18 protein-coding genes and 1 other annotated feature are annotated in these 21,473 nt (G+C 44.2%); of the genes, 13 read left to right on the top strand and 5 right to left on the bottom strand.

Features of this window, described 5'->3' with window-relative positions:
- Nucleotides 1–184: 184 nt before the first annotated feature.
- The 6 genes from VIG27_RS07290 (at nt 185) to VIG27_RS07315 (ending at nt 8,524) form a co-directional block, all read left to right on the top strand.
- On the top strand, nt 185–1,189 hold the full coding sequence (locus tag VIG27_RS07290) for a reverse transcriptase family protein (protein WP_394526674.1): 1,005 nt from the start codon (nt 185–187) through the stop codon (nt 1,187–1,189).
- Between the two features lie 19 nt (nt 1,190–1,208).
- Nucleotides 1,209–1,607 carry a hypothetical protein gene (locus VIG27_RS07295; protein WP_394526676.1) on the top strand — a complete coding sequence of 133 codons (399 nt, stop codon included), beginning with the start codon at nt 1,209–1,211 and terminating at the stop codon, nt 1,605–1,607.
- Between the two features lie 149 nt (nt 1,608–1,756).
- Nucleotides 1,757–3,859, top strand: coding sequence for an elongation factor G (locus VIG27_RS07300; protein ID WP_394526679.1), 2,103 nt, complete (start codon nt 1,757–1,759; stop codon nt 3,857–3,859).
- A 134-nt stretch (nt 3,860–3,993) separates the two neighbouring features.
- On the top strand, nt 3,994–4,914 hold the full coding sequence (locus VIG27_RS07305) for a CPBP family intramembrane glutamic endopeptidase (protein WP_394526683.1): 921 nt from the start codon (nt 3,994–3,996) through the stop codon (nt 4,912–4,914).
- Nucleotides 4,915–4,976: 62 nt separating this feature from the next.
- Nucleotides 4,977–5,227 (top strand) — a binding site (T-box leader).
- Between the two features lie 87 nt (nt 5,228–5,314).
- Nucleotides 5,315–7,729, top strand: a complete 2,415-nt coding sequence (gene leuS / locus VIG27_RS07310) for a leucine--tRNA ligase (protein ID WP_394526686.1) — start codon at nt 5,315–5,317, stop codon at nt 7,727–7,729.
- A 168-nt stretch (nt 7,730–7,897) separates the two neighbouring features.
- On the top strand, nt 7,898–8,524 hold the full coding sequence (locus VIG27_RS07315) for a DedA family protein (protein ID WP_394526689.1): 627 nt from the start codon (nt 7,898–7,900) through the stop codon (nt 8,522–8,524).
- 10 nt (nt 8,525–8,534) lie between these two features.
- On the opposite strand, the gene VIG27_RS07320 is transcribed toward VIG27_RS07315, so the two are convergent.
- Nucleotides 8,535–8,822, bottom strand: coding sequence for a hypothetical protein (locus VIG27_RS07320; protein WP_394526691.1), 288 nt, complete (start codon nt 8,820–8,822; stop codon nt 8,535–8,537).
- Between the two features lie 53 nt (nt 8,823–8,875).
- A complete protein-coding gene (locus tag VIG27_RS07325) occupies nt 8,876–9,433 on the bottom strand; it encodes a hypothetical protein (RefSeq protein WP_394526694.1) in 558 nt (185 codons plus the stop codon).
- A gap of 76 nt (nt 9,434–9,509) precedes the next feature.
- Between VIG27_RS07325 and VIG27_RS07330 the strand changes: the two genes are divergently transcribed.
- A complete protein-coding gene (locus VIG27_RS07330; RefSeq protein ID WP_394526697.1) occupies nt 9,510–9,659 on the top strand; it encodes a hypothetical protein in 150 nt (49 codons plus the stop codon).
- 57 nt (nt 9,660–9,716) lie between these two features.
- Here the strand turns inward: VIG27_RS07330 and VIG27_RS07335 are convergent, their stop codons facing one another.
- Nucleotides 9,717–9,950: a chorion class high-cysteine HCB protein 13 gene (locus VIG27_RS07335; protein ID WP_394526699.1), complete on the bottom strand. Its 234-nt coding sequence runs from the start codon at nt 9,948–9,950 to the stop codon at nt 9,717–9,719.
- A 155-nt stretch (nt 9,951–10,105) separates the two neighbouring features.
- On the opposite strand from VIG27_RS07335, the gene VIG27_RS07340 reads away from it, so the two are divergent.
- Both VIG27_RS07340 and VIG27_RS07345 read left to right on the top strand, forming a co-directional pair.
- Nucleotides 10,106–11,284 (top strand): alanyl-tRNA editing protein, encoded by a 1,179-nt coding sequence (locus VIG27_RS07340; RefSeq protein WP_394527447.1) that lies wholly within the window; start codon nt 10,106–10,108, stop codon nt 11,282–11,284.
- The gene (locus VIG27_RS07345) at nt 11,271–12,419 is read left to right on the top strand and encodes an AI-2E family transporter (protein ID WP_394526701.1); all 1,149 of its coding nucleotides are present in this window, start codon (nt 11,271–11,273) and stop codon (nt 12,417–12,419) included. Before VIG27_RS07340 ends, VIG27_RS07345 begins: the two co-directional genes overlap by 14 nt.
- 136 nt (nt 12,420–12,555) lie before the next feature.
- Here the strand turns inward: VIG27_RS07345 and VIG27_RS07350 are convergent, their stop codons facing one another.
- The gene (locus tag VIG27_RS07350; protein ID WP_394526703.1) at nt 12,556–12,810 is read right to left on the bottom strand and encodes a hypothetical protein; all 255 of its coding nucleotides are present in this window, start codon (nt 12,808–12,810) and stop codon (nt 12,556–12,558) included.
- Between the two features lie 134 nt (nt 12,811–12,944).
- Here VIG27_RS07350 and hemB point away from each other — a divergent pair, with 134 nt between their 5' ends.
- Nucleotides 12,945–13,928, top strand: coding sequence for a porphobilinogen synthase (hemB, locus tag VIG27_RS07355; RefSeq protein WP_394526706.1), 984 nt, complete (start codon nt 12,945–12,947; stop codon nt 13,926–13,928).
- 2 nt (nt 13,929–13,930) lie between these two features.
- Here the strand turns inward: hemB and VIG27_RS07360 are convergent, their stop codons facing one another.
- Nucleotides 13,931–14,785 carry a PHP domain-containing protein gene (locus VIG27_RS07360; RefSeq protein ID WP_394526709.1) on the bottom strand — a complete coding sequence of 285 codons (855 nt, stop codon included), beginning with the start codon at nt 14,783–14,785 and terminating at the stop codon, nt 13,931–13,933.
- A gap of 181 nt (nt 14,786–14,966) precedes the next feature.
- On the opposite strand from VIG27_RS07360, the gene VIG27_RS07365 reads away from it, so the two are divergent.
- The 3 genes from VIG27_RS07365 (at nt 14,967) to VIG27_RS07375 (ending at nt 21,459) form a co-directional block, all read left to right on the top strand.
- Nucleotides 14,967–16,685, top strand: coding sequence for a VanW family protein (locus VIG27_RS07365; RefSeq protein ID WP_394526713.1), 1,719 nt, complete (start codon nt 14,967–14,969; stop codon nt 16,683–16,685).
- A 192-nt stretch (nt 16,686–16,877) separates the two neighbouring features.
- Nucleotides 16,878–20,417, top strand: coding sequence for a pyruvate:ferredoxin (flavodoxin) oxidoreductase (gene nifJ / locus VIG27_RS07370; protein WP_394526715.1), 3,540 nt, complete (start codon nt 16,878–16,880; stop codon nt 20,415–20,417).
- 154 nt (nt 20,418–20,571) lie between these two features.
- Complete coding sequence (locus VIG27_RS07375) at nt 20,572–21,459, top strand: DUF4397 domain-containing protein (protein ID WP_394526718.1); 888 nt, start codon at nt 20,572–20,574, stop codon at nt 21,457–21,459.
- The last annotated feature ends 14 nt before the right edge of the window (nt 21,460–21,473 follow it).

A 21,473-nucleotide genomic window follows, 5' to 3' on the forward strand; every position in this document is an offset into this window, starting at 1 on the left:
GGGCAGCGAGTCGCTGTCTGGACATTTATAGTATAGGAGAAGACCGCAATCTGCTGCGAAGTACTGCTGCACATTGCATGTGCATGACGCATGCTGCTTGTACATCTTCGCATCTTACGGTATCATTTTTGTATTGCTTCTGCTGTTTGATTGTCAGATTTCAGATAGAGTGAGGATTATGCCGATGAATCAGTCAGATATTTGGAAATACTGCACGCCGGAGCATTGCCGGGACATGCTGCTGTCTTTTCGCCTTTTGGGAGAAAAATTGCCCGACGATAAAGTGATCGCATGTCTTTATTCAGTCAGCAATCATACGGAACGTCATTATAAAGTCATTCAGATTCCCAAAAGGGACGGAACCAGGAGAACTCTGATGGTACCTGATTGTCTGCTTAAGAAAATTCAAAAGAACATTTTAAATCATATTCTTTCCGGATTTGCAGTTTCCTCCTGTGCCACGGCATATCAAAAAGGAACCTCTGTGTTAAAGAATGCCTCGGTTCATACAGGAAACCGGCTGGTTTTAAAGCTGGATATAAAAGATTTTTTTGGAACCATTTCTTTTCCCATGGTGTTAGGAAGCGTATTTTCCCGTAAGTATTTTCCTTTATCGGTGGGAACCATGCTGACATCCCTGTGCTGCTGCCGGGAATTTCTGCCTCAGGGAGCACCCACTTCGCCTGCCATTTCAAATCTGGTCATGAAGCCTTTTGATGACTACATGAAACAATGGTGCGGAAAACAGGGGATTTCATACAGCAGATATTGCGATGACATGACTTTTTCCGGTGATTTTCTTCCGGGGCGGGTCATACGCAAGGTTTCAGATTTTCTATCTGTGATGGGATTTTCTTTAAATGAAGAGAAGACCAGAATACTATCCTGTCATAGAAGACAGGCGGTCACAGGGATCGTGGTAAATGAAAAAGTGCAGGTATCTGCGGATTACCGGAGAAAGCTGCGGCAGGAAGTATATTACTGTCTGAAGTTCGGGGTCAAGTCCCACTTGGAAAGGACCGGAAGAACAGAATTGGATTCAGAGAAAGAACGGCGGTATTTGGATTCTCTTCTTGGAAAAATCCGGTATCTTCTGTATATCAATCCAGAGGATGCATGGTTTCAGGAGGCCAGAGAAAGGATTTCTTTATTGGCAGATTCTATCAAACCGTCTGAGACAATCGTATAAAACAAGTGGAGGGTAAGTGATGAGAAAATTATGGAAAAAGTTGGCTGTTTGCAGCACCTGCTGTCTGTTTGGGGCAGGTGTCTTTGCATTTATGCCTGGAGCACCTGGGCAGCTGGAAGCAAAGGCTCAGATAGAAACAGGTATCAATAGATATGGCTGGCAGCAGGAACCGGACGGGTGGAGATATAGAAACAGCGACGGTTCTTATGCAAAGGGCTGCTTTGGAGCGGTTGCAGATACATGGTACTATTTTGATGCGGAAGGCTATATGGTGACCGGCTGGCAGCAGGTAGGAGATGACTGGTATTATTTTGAGAAAGATGGACATATGGTTACTGGTCCGGTCTATATTGGAGAGACATATTACTATTTTGAATCCAGTGGGAAGCTTCATGAGAGCTTCTTTGAAAAGGAATGATGAAAAAGAGGGGCTTGTCCCCTCTTTTTTTTGAAATGATAGAAAAATGTCGAAATATATTTGTACAAATTGTATGATTTACTTGTAATTATACGACATTTTTAGTAAAATATTCTCATAGAATAAAATACGGAACAGGAGGAATGCTTATGAACGTGTATGGAACCAAACAGATCCGCAACGTTGCCTTACTTGGGCACGGGGGCGCCGGTAAAACGACTCTTGCAGAGGCAATGGCGTTTGTGACAGGAGCCATTGGCAGAATGGGAAAAGTGACCGATGGCAATACCATCAGCGATTATGACAAAGAAGAGATTAAGAGACATTTTTCTATCTCCACGTCTCTGATTCCTTTGGAGTATGAAGGGGAAGACGGCCCGATCAAGGTCAATTTGCTGGATACTCCCGGGTATTTTGATTTTGTAGGAGAGGTCGAAGAGGCCATCAGTGTCGCGGATGCAGCAGTAATTGTGGTAAATTGCAAGGCAGGGATTGAAGTTGGAACGTATAAGGCATGGGAACTGTGTGAAAAGTACAAGCTGCCGAGACTTTTCTTTGTAACCAATATGGATGACGACCAGGCAAGCTATCGTGAGCTTTTACTGAAGCTGGAAAAAGAATTCGGCAGAAAGATTGCACCCTTCCATCTTCCGATTCGTGAAAATGAAAAATTCGTAGGGTTTGTCAACGTGGTCAAGATGGCAGGGAGACGTTTTACCGTAAACAGCGATTACGAGGAATGTGAGATCCCGGAATACAGCAAAAAAAATCTGGGAATCGCCCGTGAAGCTCTTATGGAGGCGGTGGCAGAGACCAGCGAAGAATATATGGAACGCTATTTTTCAGGAGAAGCATTCACGGCGGAAGAAATTTCTGCTGCGCTGAGAGAGCATGTAATCGAAGGCAATATCGTTCCGGTCATGCTGGGGAGCGGACTGAACGCCCAGGGGGCTAAGATGGTACTCCAGGCCATCGATAAATATTTCCCGTCCCCCGACCATTATGAATGCATTGGCGTGGACATTTCCACAGGAGAACGGTTCACTGCCAAATATAACGATAAAGTTTCTTTATCTGCACGTGTGTTTAAGACCATTGTAGATCCTTTCATTGGCAAATATTCTTTGCTTAAAATCTGTACCGGAACATTAAAACCTGATTCTGTGATCTATAACGTGAACAAAGATGCAGAAGAAAAGGTAGGCAGGCTTTATTTGTTAAGGGGCAAGGACACCCTGGAGGTTCCAGAATTAAGAGCCGGAGATATCGGAGCTGTTTCTAAGCTCAATGTGACTCAGACCGGCGATACCATTGCCCTTCGTTCTGCTCCCATCGTTTATCATAAGCCGGAAATATCCACACCCTATACATATATGAGATACAAAACAAAATCAAAAGGGGATGATGACAAGGTTTCTAATGCCATTGCAAAGCTGATGGAAGAGGACTGGACTTTAAAGGCAGTGAATGATACGGAAAACCGCCAATCTCTTTTATACGGCATTGGAGACCAGCACCTGGAAGTCGTGGTCAGCAAGCTTTTAAACCGCTATAAAGTGGAGATCCAGTTGAGCAAACCCAAATTCGCATTCCGGGAGACCCTTAGGAAGAAAGTAGAAGTTCAGGGAAAATATAAGAAGCAGTCCGGCGGACACGGACAGTACGGGGATGTTAAGATGATCTTTGAGCCTTCCGGTGATTTAGAGACTCCCTATATCTTTGAAGAAAATGTATTTGGAGGAGCGGTACCAAGAAACTATTTTCCGGCAGTTGAAAAAGGAATTGCCGAATGTGTTTTAAAAGGCCCTCTTGCAGCTTATCCTGTGGTTGGATTAAAGGCCACGTTGATAGATGGGTCCTATCATCCGGTTGACTCTTCCGAGCTGGCATTTAAGATGGCAGCCACAATCGCCTTTAAGAAAGGATTTATGGAGGCCAATCCGGTCCTTCTTGAGCCCATCGCTTCCCTAAAGGTAAGAGTCCCTGATAAATTTACCGGTGATGTTATGGGAGATTTGAACCGGCGGAGAGGACGGGTGCTTGGAATGAATTCCGACCATCACGGGAAACAGGTCATTGAGGCAGATATCCCCATGTCAGAGCTTTTCGGTTATAATACGGATCTTCGTTCCATGACAGGAGGAATGGGAACTTTTGAATATGAGTTCAGCCGATATGAAATGGCCCCCGGAGACATCCAGAAAAAAGAAGTGGAGGAGCGGGCATCAAAGGTCGATAAGGCCGTGGTGTAAAAGGAGGGAAAAGATCCGGCAAGGTATCCTGTGATGCCCGGCCGGATCTTTTTTGAAATCCGATGCTGCTGCAGAAGAATTGCGCATTTGCCCGATCTGTGATAAACTGGTACAAACTGGCAGGAGGGAAAGCAATGGCGGAAGACAAAAGGATTATTAGGAAGGCATTTACCAGAGTGGGGATTGGATATGGTACATTTTTAATGATAACCCTGGCTTTGCAGCTTGGGATCGGGACGCTTATAGCAGCGCTGTCTTTTCTTGGTGTTACCATTCCCATGGATAGCGACTGGTATATACTCTTCAGTTCTATGGCTAATTATGTGGTGGGCGGTATAGTTACATATGTGATCATCAGGGAGATGCCTGTGATAAATAAACCCATTACCAGGAGGGCCGGTGGTAAATGGCTGGCTGCAGGTTTTCTGGTCTGCATCAGCGGCTTATACCTTGGGAATATGATCGGACAGGCATTGATGAGCCTGGTGTCCGCTTTACAGGGAAAACCCATGATAAATCCGGTGGAACAGGTTATAAACGGGCTGAGCGGCTGGACGATTTTTCTTACGATGGTAGTGATGGCTCCTATTTGTGAGGAGATTATATTCCGCAAGATTCTTATAGACCGGATCAGACTTTACGGAGATAAAGCGGCTATTGTTGTTTCCGGTTTTATTTTCGGACTGAGCCATGGAAATTTTTATCAGTTCTTTTATGCCTTTTTCCTTGGGATTGTATTTGCATATATTTATATACAGACGGGCAGACTTCGTTATACCATAGCATTTCACATGATGATCAATTTCCTTGGTTCTATCGTAGGGCTGAAGGTTCAAAATGTGCCCTGGCTGCTTGGTGTATACGGCATCTTTATAATGGGCGCAGTGATTGCCGGAATGGTTGTGTTCCTGCAAAACAGAAAGAACCTGGTGTTTCAGGCTGGAGGTCATGAAGCATGGGGAAAGGGAGCATTCAAGGTTCTGTTTTTAAATTTTGGGATGGTGTTCTTTTTTCTGGTATCTGCCGTGACCTTTGTTATTTCGGAGATTTCGTAAAAGCAAGATTTCGTAAAAGCCGGTTGACACATATCTCCAATTATGTTACATTTACAGTTAGCAAAAATACTGTGATTAGGAGTAGTAAGCAGTCTGAAGCATACAGAGAGCCGGCGGTTGGTGTAAGCCGGTTGGGGATGACAGCTGAACTGGCCTAGGAGTAGCGTACGGAAGGAAGTTTATGGCTTCTGTGTAGGTATTGCCGGAGACCTGACCGTTACAGCAGGCGGATATGAAGGTTGTATCCGATTGAGAGCATACGAGCAATGTATGAAATAGAGTGGTACCACGCGGTAAATCCTGCGTCTCTATAGCCGTCCTTTGATGGCTTGAGGCGCTTTTTTATTTTAACCGTGTGAATCTGATCTAAGGGATATCCCTTTTAAAAGGAGGAAATTTTATGGCAGCAGCTTACAACCACAGTGCCATTGAGAAGAAATGGCGTGAGAACTGGGCGAAGAATCCCATCAATGTGAATGATGGAAAGAAACCAAAATATTATTGTCTGGATATGTTCCCATATCCGTCCGGAAGCGGGCTTCATGTAGGACACTGGAGAGGCTATGTAATCTCTGATGTATGGAGCCGGTATCAGATATTAAAAGGCCATTATGTGATTCATCCCATGGGCTGGGATGCCTTTGGTCTTCCGGCTGAGAATTATGCCATCAAGATGGGAGTCCATCCGGCAAAATCCACAGCGGAAAATGTATCCAACATCAAACGGCAGATCAATGAGATCTCCGCTGTCTATGACTGGGATATGGAGGTCAATACAACAGACCCCGAATTTTACAAATGGACGCAGTGGATCTTTGTACAGATGTTTAAAAAAGGACTGGCCTATGAGAAGGAATTCCCCATTAACTGGTGTCCTTCCTGTAAGACCGGACTTGCCAACGAAGAAGTGGTCAACGGCTGCTGCGAACGCTGCGGTACCGCTGTAACAAAGAAAAATTTAAGACAGTGGATGCTGAAAATCACTGCTTATGCGGACCGGCTGTTAAAGGATCTTGACAAGCTTGACTGGCCGGAAAAAGTGAAGAAAATGCAAAGTGACTGGATCGGCAAGTCCTATGGTGCTGAGGTAAATTTTAAAGTAGACGGCAGAGACGAATCCATCACCGTATATACAACCAGACCTGACACTTTACATGGTGCCACCTTTATGGTGCTTGCGCCGGAGCATGAGCTTGCAGCAGCTCTTGCAACGGAGGAGAACAAGGAAGCGGTTGAAGCCTATATTTATGATTCTTCCATGAAATCCAACGTAGACCGTCTTCAGGACAAAGAAAAGACCGGTGTATTTACCGGAAGCTATGCAATAAATCCTTTAAACGGGGCTAAAGTACCGATCTGGCTTTCTGATTACGTGCTGGCCGATTACGGTACCGGAGCCATTATGTGCGTACCTGCCCATGATGACAGAGACTTTGAGTTTGCGAAGAAGTTTCATATTCCGATCATCCAGGTCATTGCAAAAGACGGTAAGGAAATCGAAAACTTAACAGAAGCTTATACCGATGCAAACGGAATTATGATCAATTCCGGCGAGTGGAACGGCATGGAATCCTCGGTACTTAAAAAAGAGGCTCCGGCCATGATTGAAAAAAGAGGGCTGGGCAAAAAGACGGAAAACTTCAAGCTTCGTGACTGGGTGTTCTCCAGACAGCGTTACTGGGGGGAACCAATCCCGATCATTCACTGTCCTCACTGCGGCAATGTTCCGGTGCCGGAAGATCAGCTTCCTCTCAAACTGCCTGAGGTGGAAAGCTATCAGCCCACCGGAACAGGGGAATCCCCGCTTGCCGGCATTGACGAATGGGTGAATACCACCTGCCCTCAGTGCGGCGCTCCTGCAAAGAGAGAGACCAATACCATGCCTCAGTGGGCCGGTTCCTCCTGGTACTTCCTCCGCTATGTAGACAGTCATAATGATAAGGAGTTGGTATCCAGAGAGAAAGCAGAAAAATATCTTCCCGTGGATATGTATATCGGCGGCGTGGAGCATGCGGTGCTTCACCTTCTGTATTCCCGTTTCTACACCAAGTTTTTAAATGATATCGGAGTTTTGGATTTTGATGAACCCTTTGTTAAGCTGTTCAATCAGGGCATGATTACCGGAAAGAACGGAATCAAGATGAGCAAGTCTAAGGGTAATGTAGTTTCTCCGGATGACCTTGTCCGTGACTACGGATGTGATTCGCTCCGTATGTATGAGCTGTTCGTGGGCCCGCCGGAACTTGATGCAGAATGGGATGACAGAGGAATCGAAGGAGTCAGCCGTTTCTTGAACCGTTTCTGGAACCTGGTGACTGAAAGCTGCGGCAAGGACGTAAAAGCCACCAAGGAGATGATCCGTCTTCGCAATAAGCTGATATTTGATATTGACCAGCGTTTTAATCAGTTCAATTTGAATACGGTCATTTCCGGATTTATGGAATACAACAACAAACTGATTGAGCTTGCAAAGAAGAACGGAGGCATAGACAAAGAAACTCTTAAGACCTTCGTTATCCTTCTTGCTCCATTTGCACCTCACATCGGAGAAGAATTGTGGCGTCAGCTTGGAGAAGGAGATTCCGTATTCCATGCACAGTGGCCGGAATGTGACAAGGAGGCCATGAAGGACGATGAAATTGAAGTGGCCGTTCAGGTCAACGGAAAAACAAGAGCAGTCGTCACTCTTCCTGCGGACGTATCCAAAGAAGATGCCATTCAGGCAGGGAAAGAGCTGATTTCTGATAAACTAACAGGAACCATTGTGAAAGAAATTTATGTCCCCGGCAGAATTGTAAATATCGTCTGCAAATAGGCGTCCATTTTTCTTTGAAATAATTGGTAATAAGGACATTATGGCCTGTCAGCATGGTCTGTAATGTCCTTATTATAAGTATAAAATGATGCATATATTTTATTGTCCATATATCATAAATAATTATGAATATAAAAAATAATGCAGAAATTCAGAAAGGCATAAAAAATGGATCAATTTATTATACAGGCAATGAATCACTATGGTTATCTCGCTATCATGGTTTTTGTGATCCTTGAAAACATTCTTCCTTTTATCCCCTCAGAACTGGTGCTCACTTTTGCCGGATGGATGACCACCCAGTCGGCGATGACCATAGCAGGAGTGGTGATTGGTGCCACTGTTTTATCTGTGATTGGTTCCCTTCTGCTATATGGAGCCGGACGGTTCCTTTCCGAAGACAGACTCGCTGCACTTGTTGATACAAAGATTGGAAGGTTTCTCGGCTTTAAGAAAGAAGACATCTATAAATCTACAGACTGGTTTCATAAAAAGGGGAAATATACTGTTCTGTTCTGCAGATGTGTTCCTGTTTTAAGATGTCTGATTTCTTTGCCGGCCGGTACTGCCAGAATGAATGTATTTACTTTTATCATATTTACGGCTGTCGGTTCTTTTTTCTGGAACCTTCTGCTCGTAAACCTGGGTGCGGCTGCCGGGAATAACTGGGAAGCAATCGTACATAAAGTCGGGTTTGCCACCTCCATGATTGGGATTTTGATCCTTGCAGCGGGAGGTATCGCTTTGCTGATGTTTTTAAAGAAGCGCATCCGCAGAGCAAAGTCTGAATACTAATGTTTTTTTGTTATTTTTTATTTCGTCTCATTAAATTCTTAGAGAGCATTCGTAGGGTATCCACCCGGTTTTTTTCGGCAGGAGTCATATTGGCGCTCATGATGGAGACGAGCAGGTCGGTTTCTTCATCGTTAAACTGGATGCCTCTCTGACTTGCTTCCGCATTTAAAGCTAAAAGGGTGGTCATAAGCTGGTCCTTTGGAGCGTATTCCACCTTAGCGGCAAATTCCGTCAGCATGGAAATTTTCTGGGGATTCATTTTTTTGAGCCTTGGATCTTGTTTCCAGTTGGAGTTCATAGATTCGTATCCTTCCTTTCGGTGAGTGATATAGATTCCTGTGGGAATAATGATTAATTCATCTGCTGCATGGCGGACATCATAAGCTGCAAGGTTTCAAAACGGGATTGCTGTTCCGGAGGTATGAAATTTTTCAGCTGTTCAAAGGACAGCCTTCCAAGAGGATTATTCTGACGGCGGGGATTCTGGGATTTGTTCTGTCCGTCGGATTTGTTCTTTCCGTCTGATTGCTGCTGTGCCTGTACCGGGATGGTAGAAGTAGGAACGGTTTCCTGATAAGCTCCGGCCAGTTTGAATCCCTGGAAAAAATTGATGATAAGATCAATAAGGTCCTGCTCGGATTGATTGGCATAGGGCTTTATGGTATTCAGCATTTCAAGAGGGGAATCGGGGGATTGCCTGTCTCCGGCCGAACAGATTCCCATAGCAGCTACTTCTCCTTCTTCAAATAAATTTATGGTGCGCTGCAGCTCGTTAAATTTAATAAAGGTCGAGATGAAACGTTGATGGGTAACGTTCATATAAGGCAGGGCAGCCTTCATCATTTGAAGATGGTTATTATTGATGAGGGAGTCCAGATCATTTGCAGGGACGTTTTCTTCATGATTCATAGTTTAATATCCTTACTTTTCTTGTTGACAATATATGCAGCTGCATATATTAGTATTACAGGAGAGTGATATAGATATGAGAAGCAGATTAATTATAGATGGAAATGCTGTATATGAAATTGATGATGAGTGTATGAATAGGAAACAGAACCGGAATACAGGGAAAGGAAGCGGAAGCCAAAGCCCTTTTACAAGACCGGGGCAAGAGAACAATCAAAGACGCTGATGGATGAAAACAAGGCCCGATCCTATGAAAGGATTGGGCCTTGTTTTATGTTTGCGTTTAGCAGCAGAAGTTATTTCCGCAGCCGAAACCGTTACCGCCGCAGCAGCAGAGAAGAAGGATGATCCAAATCCAACTACCGCATCCATCATTTCCACATCCGCCACAACTGTTGCCAAAACCGTTACCGCCGCAGCAGCAAAGGATCAGGATAAGCCAAATAATATTGCCACATCCACTATTTCCTCCGTTGTCACATCCGCATCCACAGTTAGTTGCTGCCAGATCACTCATATTGGTTCCTCCAAATAATTTGTTTACAATGTAAGTGTATGAATATCAGCTTGCCACTGTTTCCACATTTTTTCGTAAAATTTTATATTTGTTATGATTGAACTTATCCAATTCTTGTGTATAATTAGTAACAACAGGGAAATAAGGAGCAAATGATGGAAAAATTATATTATGAAAGACCCTATCGGAAAACGTTTGAAGCAAAGGTGCTGAGCTGTAACCCCGGAAAGGACGGGCTTTATGAGGTGGTACTGGACCGGACGGCCTTTTACCCGGAGGGCGGCGGCCAGCCGGCAGATACAGGAAAACTGGGAGAGGCAGCAGTCCTTGATGTGAGGGAAGATGCAAAAGGGATTGTTCATATAACGGACGGAAAGGTTTTGACCGGCAGCACGGTAACGGGAACCATTGACTGGGAAAGAAGATTCACCCATATGCAGAATCACTCAGGCGAACATCTGCTATCAGGAATCATACATAAGCATTATGGCTATGATAATGTAGGATTTCATATGGGAAAAGAGGAGATAACCGTTGATTTTAACGGAGTTCTTTCCTGGGATCAGATAGAAGCCGCAGAAACTAAAGCCAACGAATTGATATGGGAGAATGTTTCCATACAGGAATCCTATCCTTCCAAAGAAGAACTATCTCTGCTGGAATACCGCAGTAAAAAGGAATTGAGCGGGCAGGTCCGCATCATAGAGATTCCGGGGGGAGATGTATGTGCCTGCTGCGGAACTCATGTAAATACGACCGGAGAAATTGGAATCATAAAGGTGACCGGACTGATGAACTATAAAGGCGGAGTCAGAATCACCATTCTGTGCGGAAAGATGGCTCTTGAGGATTACCGGAAAAAGCAAAAATCTGTATCCGGCATTTCCGCACTTTTTTCAGCCAGGCCCGATGAAATTCTGGAAGCCGCGCAGAAACTGAAAGAAGAAAAGTTGAAAAGGGAGAGCAGGATCAATCAGCTGGTGAAGGAACTGCTGGAGAAAAAGGTCATGGAATTTCCGGTATCCGATCAACCGCTTCTGGTTGTTGAACGTGGACTGGCTCCTGCAGAATTAAGACAGTATTGTACTATGCTGTGTGAAAAAAACAAAGGAAGCATCGTTCTTATATGCTCCGGAGAAGAAGACATGTATCAATTTGCATTAGGAAGCAGCTTTGCGGACATGCGCCTGCTCTGCAAGACGATGATCAGCAGACTAAATGGCAGAGGCGGCGGAAGTGCTAAGATGGCACAGGGTACCTTTCATGCTTTCATGAAGGAGATCAAAGACGTCTTTCAGGAAGAAATAAAAGGAGAATATCATGGAATTGAATGACAATACTATTAAAAAGCTTCGCTGGCTGATCGTATTTGCGGTCGTAGCAGTGGTGGCCGGTTTTAATTACCGGAGCCTGTTTGGTTTTGCAGTAAAGTTATTTGGATTTTTGACTCCCCTTTTTTTGGGGGGAGTATTGGCTTTTATCCTTAACGTACCGATGCAGAGGATTGAAAAACTTCTGCCGCTGAAGAAAGAGAGCAAGGCCCTCAGACCCCTAAGTCTGTGCCTTTCGATTGTATTTGTGGTGGGAATCGTAGTTCTTGTGATTTTTGTGGTAATGCCCCAGGTAATTGATACCCTCCTAAGTTTGCAGAACAGCATCCCTGCTTTTCTCACAAGGGCAAAAGAAGAAGCAGAATTGTTGTTTGTCCAATTCCCTGAGATCGCAGATTATATCAATGGCATTCAGATTGACTGGAAATCCTTTTTAAACCGTGTGGTTGAATTTTTGACCACAGGTGCAGGCACTGTGCTTACTTCAACGCTGTCTGCAGCCATGTCCATTATAAGCGGTGTTACCACATTTTTCATTGGATTTGTATTTGCCATTTACATTCTGCTTCAGAAGGAAACCCTGTCACGCCAGTTTAAGAAGCTGATGAGAGCATTTCTTCCGGAAGCCGTCACAAACCGGACTTTGGAAATCTTGCATCTGATCTATGAGACTTTTTCCAGCTTCTTTGCCGGCCAGTGTCTGGAAGCTGTAATCCTTGGAAGTATGTTCTTTGTTGTACTTTCCGTCTTTCAGCTTCCCTACGCACTGCTCATAGGTGTGTTGATTGCGTTTACAGCACTGATTCCCCTGTTTGGAGCATTTATAGGCTGTGTCATCGGAGCTTTCCTCATGCTGATGGTAGAACCAATCAATGCCCTTGTTTTTGTGATTATATTTTTCGTGCTTCAGCAGATAGAGGGCAATTTAATCTATCCCCATGTAGTTGGAAATTCCGTAGGTCTTCCTTCCATCTGGGTGCTGATGGCAGTGACCATCGGCGGCAGCACCATGGGAATCGTGGGAATGTTAATCTTCATTCCTTTATGTTCCGTACTGTATACCCTTCTTCGGGAGGAAGTCAATAAACGGTTAAGTAAAAGGTATCCTCCCAAAAAAGATAAGGCGGTCAAACCATAAAAAAGCCCCTGGCAGGCAGGCACACACATTCGTTGGTGCCCGTCTTTCAGGGGATTTTTACATGGTTCTTAAAATGACCGCCGGTCAGCGGCTTTCATTAAGTATTGTGGAGAACGTATTTTCCCATATTAAAATCTTAATCAAAATCGGCATGATAGACCTTGTGTGGTGTATGGATGTCCACCGCACTCAAGTTAAACTGGTCCTCAAAGACCTGGATCTTGTATTCAAAAAAGGTGTCGTCTGTCTTTTTTGACATGAAAACATAAGCGCCCGGTTCCTTGTCATCAATCTCATCGCAGATATCGTTGTAGATCTCTTCCCCGCTCACCGGACCTTCATAGCCGGCCATGCGGATTCTCTCTTCCATTGCCTGATAGAATTCTTCCATAAAGCAGTACCTCATTTCTATTTGGTATGATACAGATACCATTATAAGCAATCTTTTGAGTTGCTGCAAGAATTACTTGAATCTTCTTAAAGAGGGTGTATAATAGGACAGGAATAAAATGGAGGTAAAGACAAATGGACTTATTATACAGACCGAGAAGACTGCGTACATCGGACACATTGAGAAAAATGGTAAGGGAAACAAGGGTTTCCAAGGAGTCCTTGATCTATCCCTTGTTTGCAGTAGACGGAGAAGGCATTGTGGAAGAAATTTCTTCTATGGAGGGGCAGTACCGTTACAGCGTGGACCGGCTTTCCCTTATTATGGACCGGCTTGTGGCTGCAGGAGTAAAAAAGGTGCTGCTGTTTGGGATTCCGGAACATAAAGATGCCTGCGGAAGTCAGGCATATGAGGAAGATGGGATCGTTCAGCGGACCATCCGCTATATCAAAGAAAATTATCCCTCTGTCTATATCATAACGGATGTTTGTATGTGTGAATATACTTCTCATGGTCACTGCGGCATCCTTTGCGGAGAGACCGTGGATAATGACAAGACCCTTGCTTATTTAAACCGGATCGCAGTATCTCACGCAAGAGCAGGAGCTGATATGGTGGCACCGTCCGATATGATGGATGGACGAATCGGTTCTATGAGAGAAGCCCTTGATGAAGCTGGATTTTCAGAGGTACCGATCATGGCTTATTCTGCAAAATACGCTTCTGCATTCTACGGCCCTTTCCGTGAAGCCGCAGGTTCGGCACCGGCCTTCGGAGACCGTAAGAGTTATCAGATGGATTACCATAACCGGAAAGAGGCATTAAAGGAAGCGGAGCTTGATGCCGCCGAAGGAGCGGACATCATCATGGTAAAACCGGCTCTGTCTTATCTGGATATCATCAGGGAAGTTGCAGACAGGCACGATATTCCTGTGGCTGCATACAGCGTCAGCGGGGAATATGCTATGATAAAAGCAGCCTCTAAAGCCGGATTTATTGATGAAGAAAAAATCATATGCGAATCTGCAATCAGCATTTACCGTGCAGGAGCCAATATCCTTATCACCTATTTTGCCATTGAACTGGCAGGCTTTATTGACGAAGGAAAAATCGGCTGATGTTATCCCGGAAATGAATTTCGGAACTGTTTGATGTCATCAAGCAGCAGGCTTGAGATGCGGAGACCGCCTCTGCCGGTCCCCAATTCAATATCAGGCTTATTGCTCCCGTGAAAATCAGAACCGCCCGTGGGAAAAAGGCCATATTTTCTGGCTAGGCTTTTTAGCTTTAAACTTTCATACTGGTTGTTTGAGGAGTGATACACCTCCAGACCTAAGAGCCCAAGCTCTTTTAAATAGCAGACCAGTTCCTCCGTCTTTTTGTCTCCCAGGTGATACTGTAAGGGATGAGCCAGAACCGGAAACGCATTGCAGCCGGTCAGGATCTTTATCGCGTGCTCCGGAGTGATATTTTTTTTCCTCGGGCAGTAAGGACCTCCATAGTTTAAGTATTTTTTAAATGCCTGGTCCATGGTTTTTACATAGCCCTTTTCCCAAAGCACGCGCGCAAAATGTGCACGGGTTACTACTGTACCCGGATTACCGGCCATGACTTCTTCCAGAGAGATCAGGATGTCTGCTTCTTGGAAACGGCGGATAATTTCGGCATTTCTCTTATCACGGATTTTTTTTAGTTCGCTGATTTCAGAAGAAAAACAGGAGTCGGAAGGATCGACATAAAGCCCCAGGATATGTATTTCTTCTTCTAAATAAACACAGGACAGTTCAATGCCGGGAACGATTTCGAGAGGAAGGCCGAAAGCCGCCTCCTGTGCTTCTTTGATTCCATCTATGGTATCGTGATCGGTCAGTGCGATGGCTGTCAGCTTTTTTTCTGCAGCAAGTGACACCACTTCGGAGGGAGATAAGGTACCATCCGAAGCGGTGGAATGAACATGTAAATCGACAAAATTCATAAGAACCTCCAAAATGAAATAGATTGGTAACACTATAGTAACATGTTTTTTACGTTCTGTAAAATACAGAAAAAACGGGGAAATTAATTAAGAAAATTCATAAAATCGTAATAGCATTTCCCACAAAGTATGGTATACTACTCAATGTAATACCACATAATCATGTAAAAAGGTGAAATAAATGAGTCAGGTAGATAACAGACAAAGAGGCGGTGGAAGAATCCGTTCCTCTCAGAACGAAAGTAAAAGAAACACGTCATCCTCAGGCCGCAGGACAAGCCAGTCTTACAGCCGTGGCAGTTCTTATCAAAGACGTGGAAGGAAAAGAAAAAGAGGACCTCAATACGATGTAACGAAGGTACTTTTGGGGATCATTTTGGCTGTTGTCGCGGTGATCAGTATAATGGCGGTTGTTAAATTTGCCGGAAGCCGTAAAGCAAAGGCGGCTGAAGTGAATTCCTCAACGGTTTCAGATCAGGGATTAAAAAAGGACGTAAAGGTAGACGATATTTCCATTGCCGGTATGTCCAGGGAAGAAGCCCGTGAAGCCATTCTTAAAAAGTACCCATGGGGAATGAAGGTTACTTATAATAATGACGAATTCAAAGTAAAAAACCTTCTGGACAGTAAGATCGAAGCTCTGCTGGAGGAAATATATACAGGGGAACCAAAAGAAAGCTACACTCTGGATACGGATGGAATGGAAGAGGAGATCGGTTCCGTGGTGAAAGCGGCAGCAGAGAAATGGGACGTTGCAGCGAAAAATGGTTCCATTTCCGGTTTTGACAAAAACACCGGTAAGTTTATTTATTCTGGAGAACAAAACGGCGTAGTGATTGACCAGGATAAACTTTCAGCCGATATAACTGCTCAGCTGAAGGCGAAGAACTTTCAGGCGGTTATTCCGGCCACAGGCAAGGAAGTGGCACCTAAGATCACAGAGGCCCAGGCAAAAGAGCTGTACAAGGTAATTGGGACTTATACCACCACCACCACATCGAACAAAGACAGGAATAAGAATATCGAACTTGCCTCCGCTGCTTTAAACGGACTGATTCTTAAACCAGGGGAAGAGTTCTCTTTTAATAAAGCAACAGGAGAACGTTCTTCTGCCAAAGGGTATCGTCCTGCTGGAGCATATTTGAACGGAGAATTGATCGAGGAGCCTGGCGGCGGCGTATGTCAGGTATCGTCTACCTTATATAATGCGGTGGTTTTTGCCGGTCTTACGACCACAGAGCGCCATGCCCATAGTTACGAGCCTTCTTATGTTACACCGGGAGAGGATGCCATGGTGAGTTTTGGCGGGCCGGATATGAAGTTTGTAAATAATTCTTCCAGTTCCATTGCAATCAGAACCAGCTTTGCAAAACAGAAATTGAAGATCTCCATCGTCGGCATTCCGATATTGGAAGACGGAGTCACTTTGTCCATGACCTCCAAAAAGACAGCCGAACTGGATGCTCCTGCGCCAGTATATGAAGAAGATCAGACTCTCCCGGCCGGGGTAGAGAAGATCGTTAAGGCAGAGACCAAAGGAAGCCGCTGGGTGACGAATCTCGTGACCAAGAAAAACGGTGTTGTGGTAAGTGATGAGTTTTTCCACAACAGCACATACCGCGGAAAAGCGGCTACGATCAAGAGGAACACCTCCGGAGTGGTGATTCCTTCAGCCAATCCTTCCGATGCAGGAACTAACGGAGGTTCTCAGGCCAATCAAGAGACGAAAGCTTCACAGGCCGGAGATACCCCGGGCAATTCTTCTTCCGGTGAAACCCAGCAGGAGAAACCAACCCCACAGGAGACTCAGCCATCAAAATCACAGGGACCTTCTTCCGATATGGAAGAAACCACAGCCCCTGCAGAAACCATTGTGCCTCCCAATCCATTAAACGGATAAACGGACAATAACAGACAGGACTGGACAGATATTTTGTTCCAGTCCTCTTTTTTTCGATTGTTTCAAAAATAATACTTAATTTTCCAGTTTTAATATTTGCTTTTTGTTGAATAATTGTTATAATAATGTCAGGTCACTTTCCCATTATGGGAACGATTTATTAATATTCACATTTGCAGGAGGAAATCAAAAATGGCAAGAAAAATGAAAACCATGGATGGTAACCACGCAGCAGCGCATGCTTCTTATGCGTATACTGATGTAGCGGCTATTTATCCAATTACCCCATCTACACCTATGGCAGAGGCCACAGATGAATGGGCCACAGACGGAAGAACAAACATCTTTGGTCAGACAGTACAGATTACAGAAATGCAGTCTGAGGCAGGAGCAGCAGGTGCAGTTCATGGTTCCTTAGCAGCAGGTGCGCTGACCACCACCTATACCGCTTCCCAGGGTCTGTTACTTATGATCCCAAACCTTTATAAAATCGCAGGTGAGCAGCTGCCGGCAGTATTCAATGTATCCGCTCGTGCAGTTGCATCTCATGCTTTATCTATTTTTGGTGACCACTCTGACGTATATGCATGCCGCCAGACAGGCTGTGCTATGTTATGCGAATCAAGCGTACAGGAAGTTATGGACTTGACTCCGGTAGCTCATATGGCTGCTCTTGAAGGCAAAGTGCCGTTTATTAACTTCTTTGATGGTTTCCGTACATCTCATGAGATCCAGAAGATCGAGACATGGGATTATGAAGATTTAAAAGACATGTTAAACATGGATGCAGTCGATGAATTCCGTCGTAATGCATTAAATCCGAACAAGCCGAATTTAAGAGGTTCCGCTCAGAACCCTGACATCTTCTTCCAGGCAAGAGAAGCATGTAATCCATATTACGATGCTCTTCCAGGAATTGTTCAGAAATACATGGACAAGGTCAATGAAAAGATCGGTACGGATTATAAGTTATTCAACTACTACGGAGCAGCAGATGCAGACCATGTAATCATTGCTATGGGTTCTGTTAATGATACGATTGAAGAGACAATCGATTATTTAACAAAGGCCGGACATAAGGTTGGTGTTGTAAAAGTTCGTCTTTTCAGACCTTTCAGCGCACAGGCTCTGATTGATGCCATTCCTGATTCTGTTAAAACAATCTCTGTTTTAGACAGAACAAAAGAGCCAGGTTCTTTAGGTGAGCCATTATACTTAGATGTTGTTGCTGCTCTTAGAGGATCTAAGTTTGATCAGGTTAAGATTCTGACCGGACGTTACGGTTTAGGTTCCAAGGATACAACGCCTGCACAGATCGTTGCTGTTTACAATAATAAGACAAAAACACCATTTACCATCGGTATTGTGGATGATGTTACACATCTTTCTCTTGAAACAGGTGATCCGATTGTTACTACTCCGGAAGGAACTACTAACTGTAAGTTCTGGGGTCTTGGTGCAGATGGTACGGTAGGTGCAAATAAGAACTCCATCAAGATCATTGGTGATAATACCGACATGTATGCTCAGGCATATTTTGATTATGATTCCAAAAAATCCGGTGGTGTTACCATGTCCCATTTACGTTTCGGACATAAGCCGATCAAGTCCACTTACCTGATCCGTAAGGCAAACTTCGTCGCTTGCCACAATCCTTCCTATGTACGTAAGTACAATATGGTTCAGGAACTTGTAGACGGCGGTATCTTCTTATTGAACTGTCCTTGGGACAAAGACGGTCTTGACAAGCACTTACCAGGCCAGGTAAAGAAATATATCGCAGATCACAATATTCAGTTATACACCATCGACGGTGTTAAAATCGGTATTGAGACCGGTATGGGACCAACACGTATCAACACAATCCTTCAGTCTGCATTCTTTGAACTGACTGGAATCATTCCTGCTGAAAAAGCAAACGAATTGATGAAAGCAGCAGCTAAAGCAACTTACGGACGTAAGGGCGAAGAGGTTGTAAAGAAGAACTGGGCTGCCATCGACGCTGGTGCAAAGGGTGTTGTCAAAGTAGAAGTTCCAGAGAGCTGGAAAAACTGCACGGATGAAGGTCTTGACTATAAGAAAATCTCCGGTGATAACAAGGAAGTTGTTGACTTCGTAAATAATATCCAGATAAAAGTCAGTGCTCAGGAAGGTGATTCTTTACCAGTATCCGCATTTACTGATTATGCAAATGGTTCCTCACCATCCGGTACCTCCGCATATGAGAAACGTGGTATTGCAGTAAATATTCCAAGCTGGAATCCAGATAATTGTATCCAGTGTAACTTCTGTTCCTATGTTTGTCCTCATGCAGTTATCCGTCCGGTTGCTTTAACAGAAGAAGAAGCAGCTAAGAAGCCGGAAGTTATGAAGACACTTCCTATGACAGGTATGGCAGGATACCAGTTCGCTATTACGGTATCTGCATTTGACTGTACCGGTTGTGGTTCCTGTGCAAATGTTTGTCCTGGAAAGAAGGGCGAAAAGGCTCTTACTATGGTAAACATGGAAGCAAACTGTGATGCAACTCAGACAGGCTTTGACTATGGCCAGACTCTTCCGACCAAACAGGAAGTGATCACGAAATTCAAAGAGACTACTGTTAAGGGAAGCCAGTTCAAAAAGCCGCTTCTTGAGTACTCAGGAGCATGTGCCGGTTGTGGTGAAACTCCTTATGCAAAATTAGTAACTCAGTTATTCGGTGACAGAATGTATATTGCCAATGCAACTGGATGTTCTTCTATCTGGGGTAACTCTTCACCATCTACACCATATACTGTAAATGAAAAAGGACAGGGTCCTGCATGGGCAAACTCCTTATTTGAAGACAATGCAGAGTTTGGTTATGGTATGCTTTTAGCTCAGACTGCACTTAGAAGTGGATTAAAGGCTAAAGTAGAAGAGCTGTTAAACTCTGAAAAGGCTTCTGATGAAGTGAAAGCAGCATGTAAAGAGTACCTTGACACATTTGCAGTTGGCGCAACCAACGGAACTGCTACCGATAAGCTCGTTGCTGCATTAGAAGGCTGTGACTGTGAATTAGCCAAAGCAATTCTGAAAGACAAAAACTATCTGGCAAAGAAATCCCAGTGGATCTTTGGTGGTGACGGTTGGGCTTATGATATTGGTTTCGGTGGTGTTGACCATGTTCTTGCAAGCGGCAGGGATATCAATATTATGGTATTTGATACAGAGATTTACTCCAATACAGGCGGACAGTCCTCCAAGTCTACAAAGACTGGTGCTGTAGCACAGTTCGCTGCCGGCGGTAAAGATACGAAGAAGAAAGACTTAGCAAGCATTGCCATGAGCTATGGTTACGTATATGTAGCACAGATCGCTATGGGTGCTGACTATGCTCAGACTGTAAAAGCAATTGCAGAAGCAGAGGCTTATCCGGGACCATCTTTAATCATCGCTTATGCTCCATGTATCAGCCATGGTATTAAGAAAGGTATGTCCAAAGCTCAGACAGAAGAGAAGCTGGCTGTAGAATGCGGATACTGGAATAACTTCCGTTTCAACCCTGCTGCTGAGAAGAAATTCAGCTTAGACAGCAAGGCTCCTGCATTAGAAGGATACCAGGAATTCTTAAAGGGCGAAGTTCGTTACGCTTCCTTAGTAATGAAGAACCCTGAGAGAGCAGCTGACTTATTCGAGAAGAATGAAGCAGATGCAAAAGCAAGATTTGAATATCTGCAGAAACTGGTTACTTTATACGGAAATGACTAATTGTCTTTATAAAGAATAGATAAAATCCCCATGACTAGAGGTTTCTTTGGTCATGGGGATTTTATTTGCAGGTGCCGGCAAATGTGGGGAGACAGGCACTGGGTATCATTGGGGGAATACAATTATTATATAACTATCATAAAAGAGGGTTTTTATGGGCGATTTAATTTATATCCAAAATGATGCAAATTCTAACATAAATACAGAACCAAATCCTCAGCAGTCTCCGCAAGAAAGTGAGGCACCTGCAGATACAGGAGATCATGATACACCGGCAGGGGAAGAGTCCGATTATTCAGACGGGAACCAGTCAAACATACTCGTTCCCGGCCAGCAGGATGAGTGGCCGGTATTTGACAATCCATCTTCTGAAGAAGAAAATGAAAATACCTGGAGTTCCATAATAACAATGTTTCCAAAGCCGATTATTCCATGTTATTACTGCGATTCAGACCAGGTAGGACTAGTGCGCTTTTTAAATGCGGCGGCAGACTACCCTGCGTTTTATGTATTCATCAATGACCAGATCGCGGTAAATGGACTTGATAATGGGGATATGACCCAGTATGGACGGGTATCTGCGGAGGAGTTGACAATTACTGTGACCGGTGAAAATGACTATGAGTATGTAAAAAAGCAGATTCAGATTCCTGCAAAAAGTGCAATTACAATTGCTATTATCAATACGGATTCCGGACTTGATTTGATGGTCATTGAAGATATACTCTGCAATGGAGGAATCAATACCGGCTGTTTCCGGGTATGCAATCTTTCCATAACAAACCGGAGAATCAATGTTATGTTAAATGATGGCAGTGTAATTTTCCGGAATGTAAATTATAAGCAGGTGACTAATTTTCAGTATACAACGACGGGGTATTACATGGTTTCGGTTTCCGGAAGCAATTTTTTAAGCGGAAATATCTTATTAAGCTCCAATATATACATCAGGGGGAATGTATCATACACTCTGTATGTGTTCAACTGGAGCCTTACCCAGAATGCCATACGGATTCTGATCGTTGAGGATCGGAGAAATTAAATAGTTTTAACGCC

It is taken from the genome of Lacrimispora sinapis, from assembly GCF_043633585.1.
In the GTDB taxonomy this organism is placed as follows: domain Bacteria; phylum Bacillota; class Clostridia; order Lachnospirales; family Lachnospiraceae; genus Lacrimispora; species Lacrimispora sinapis.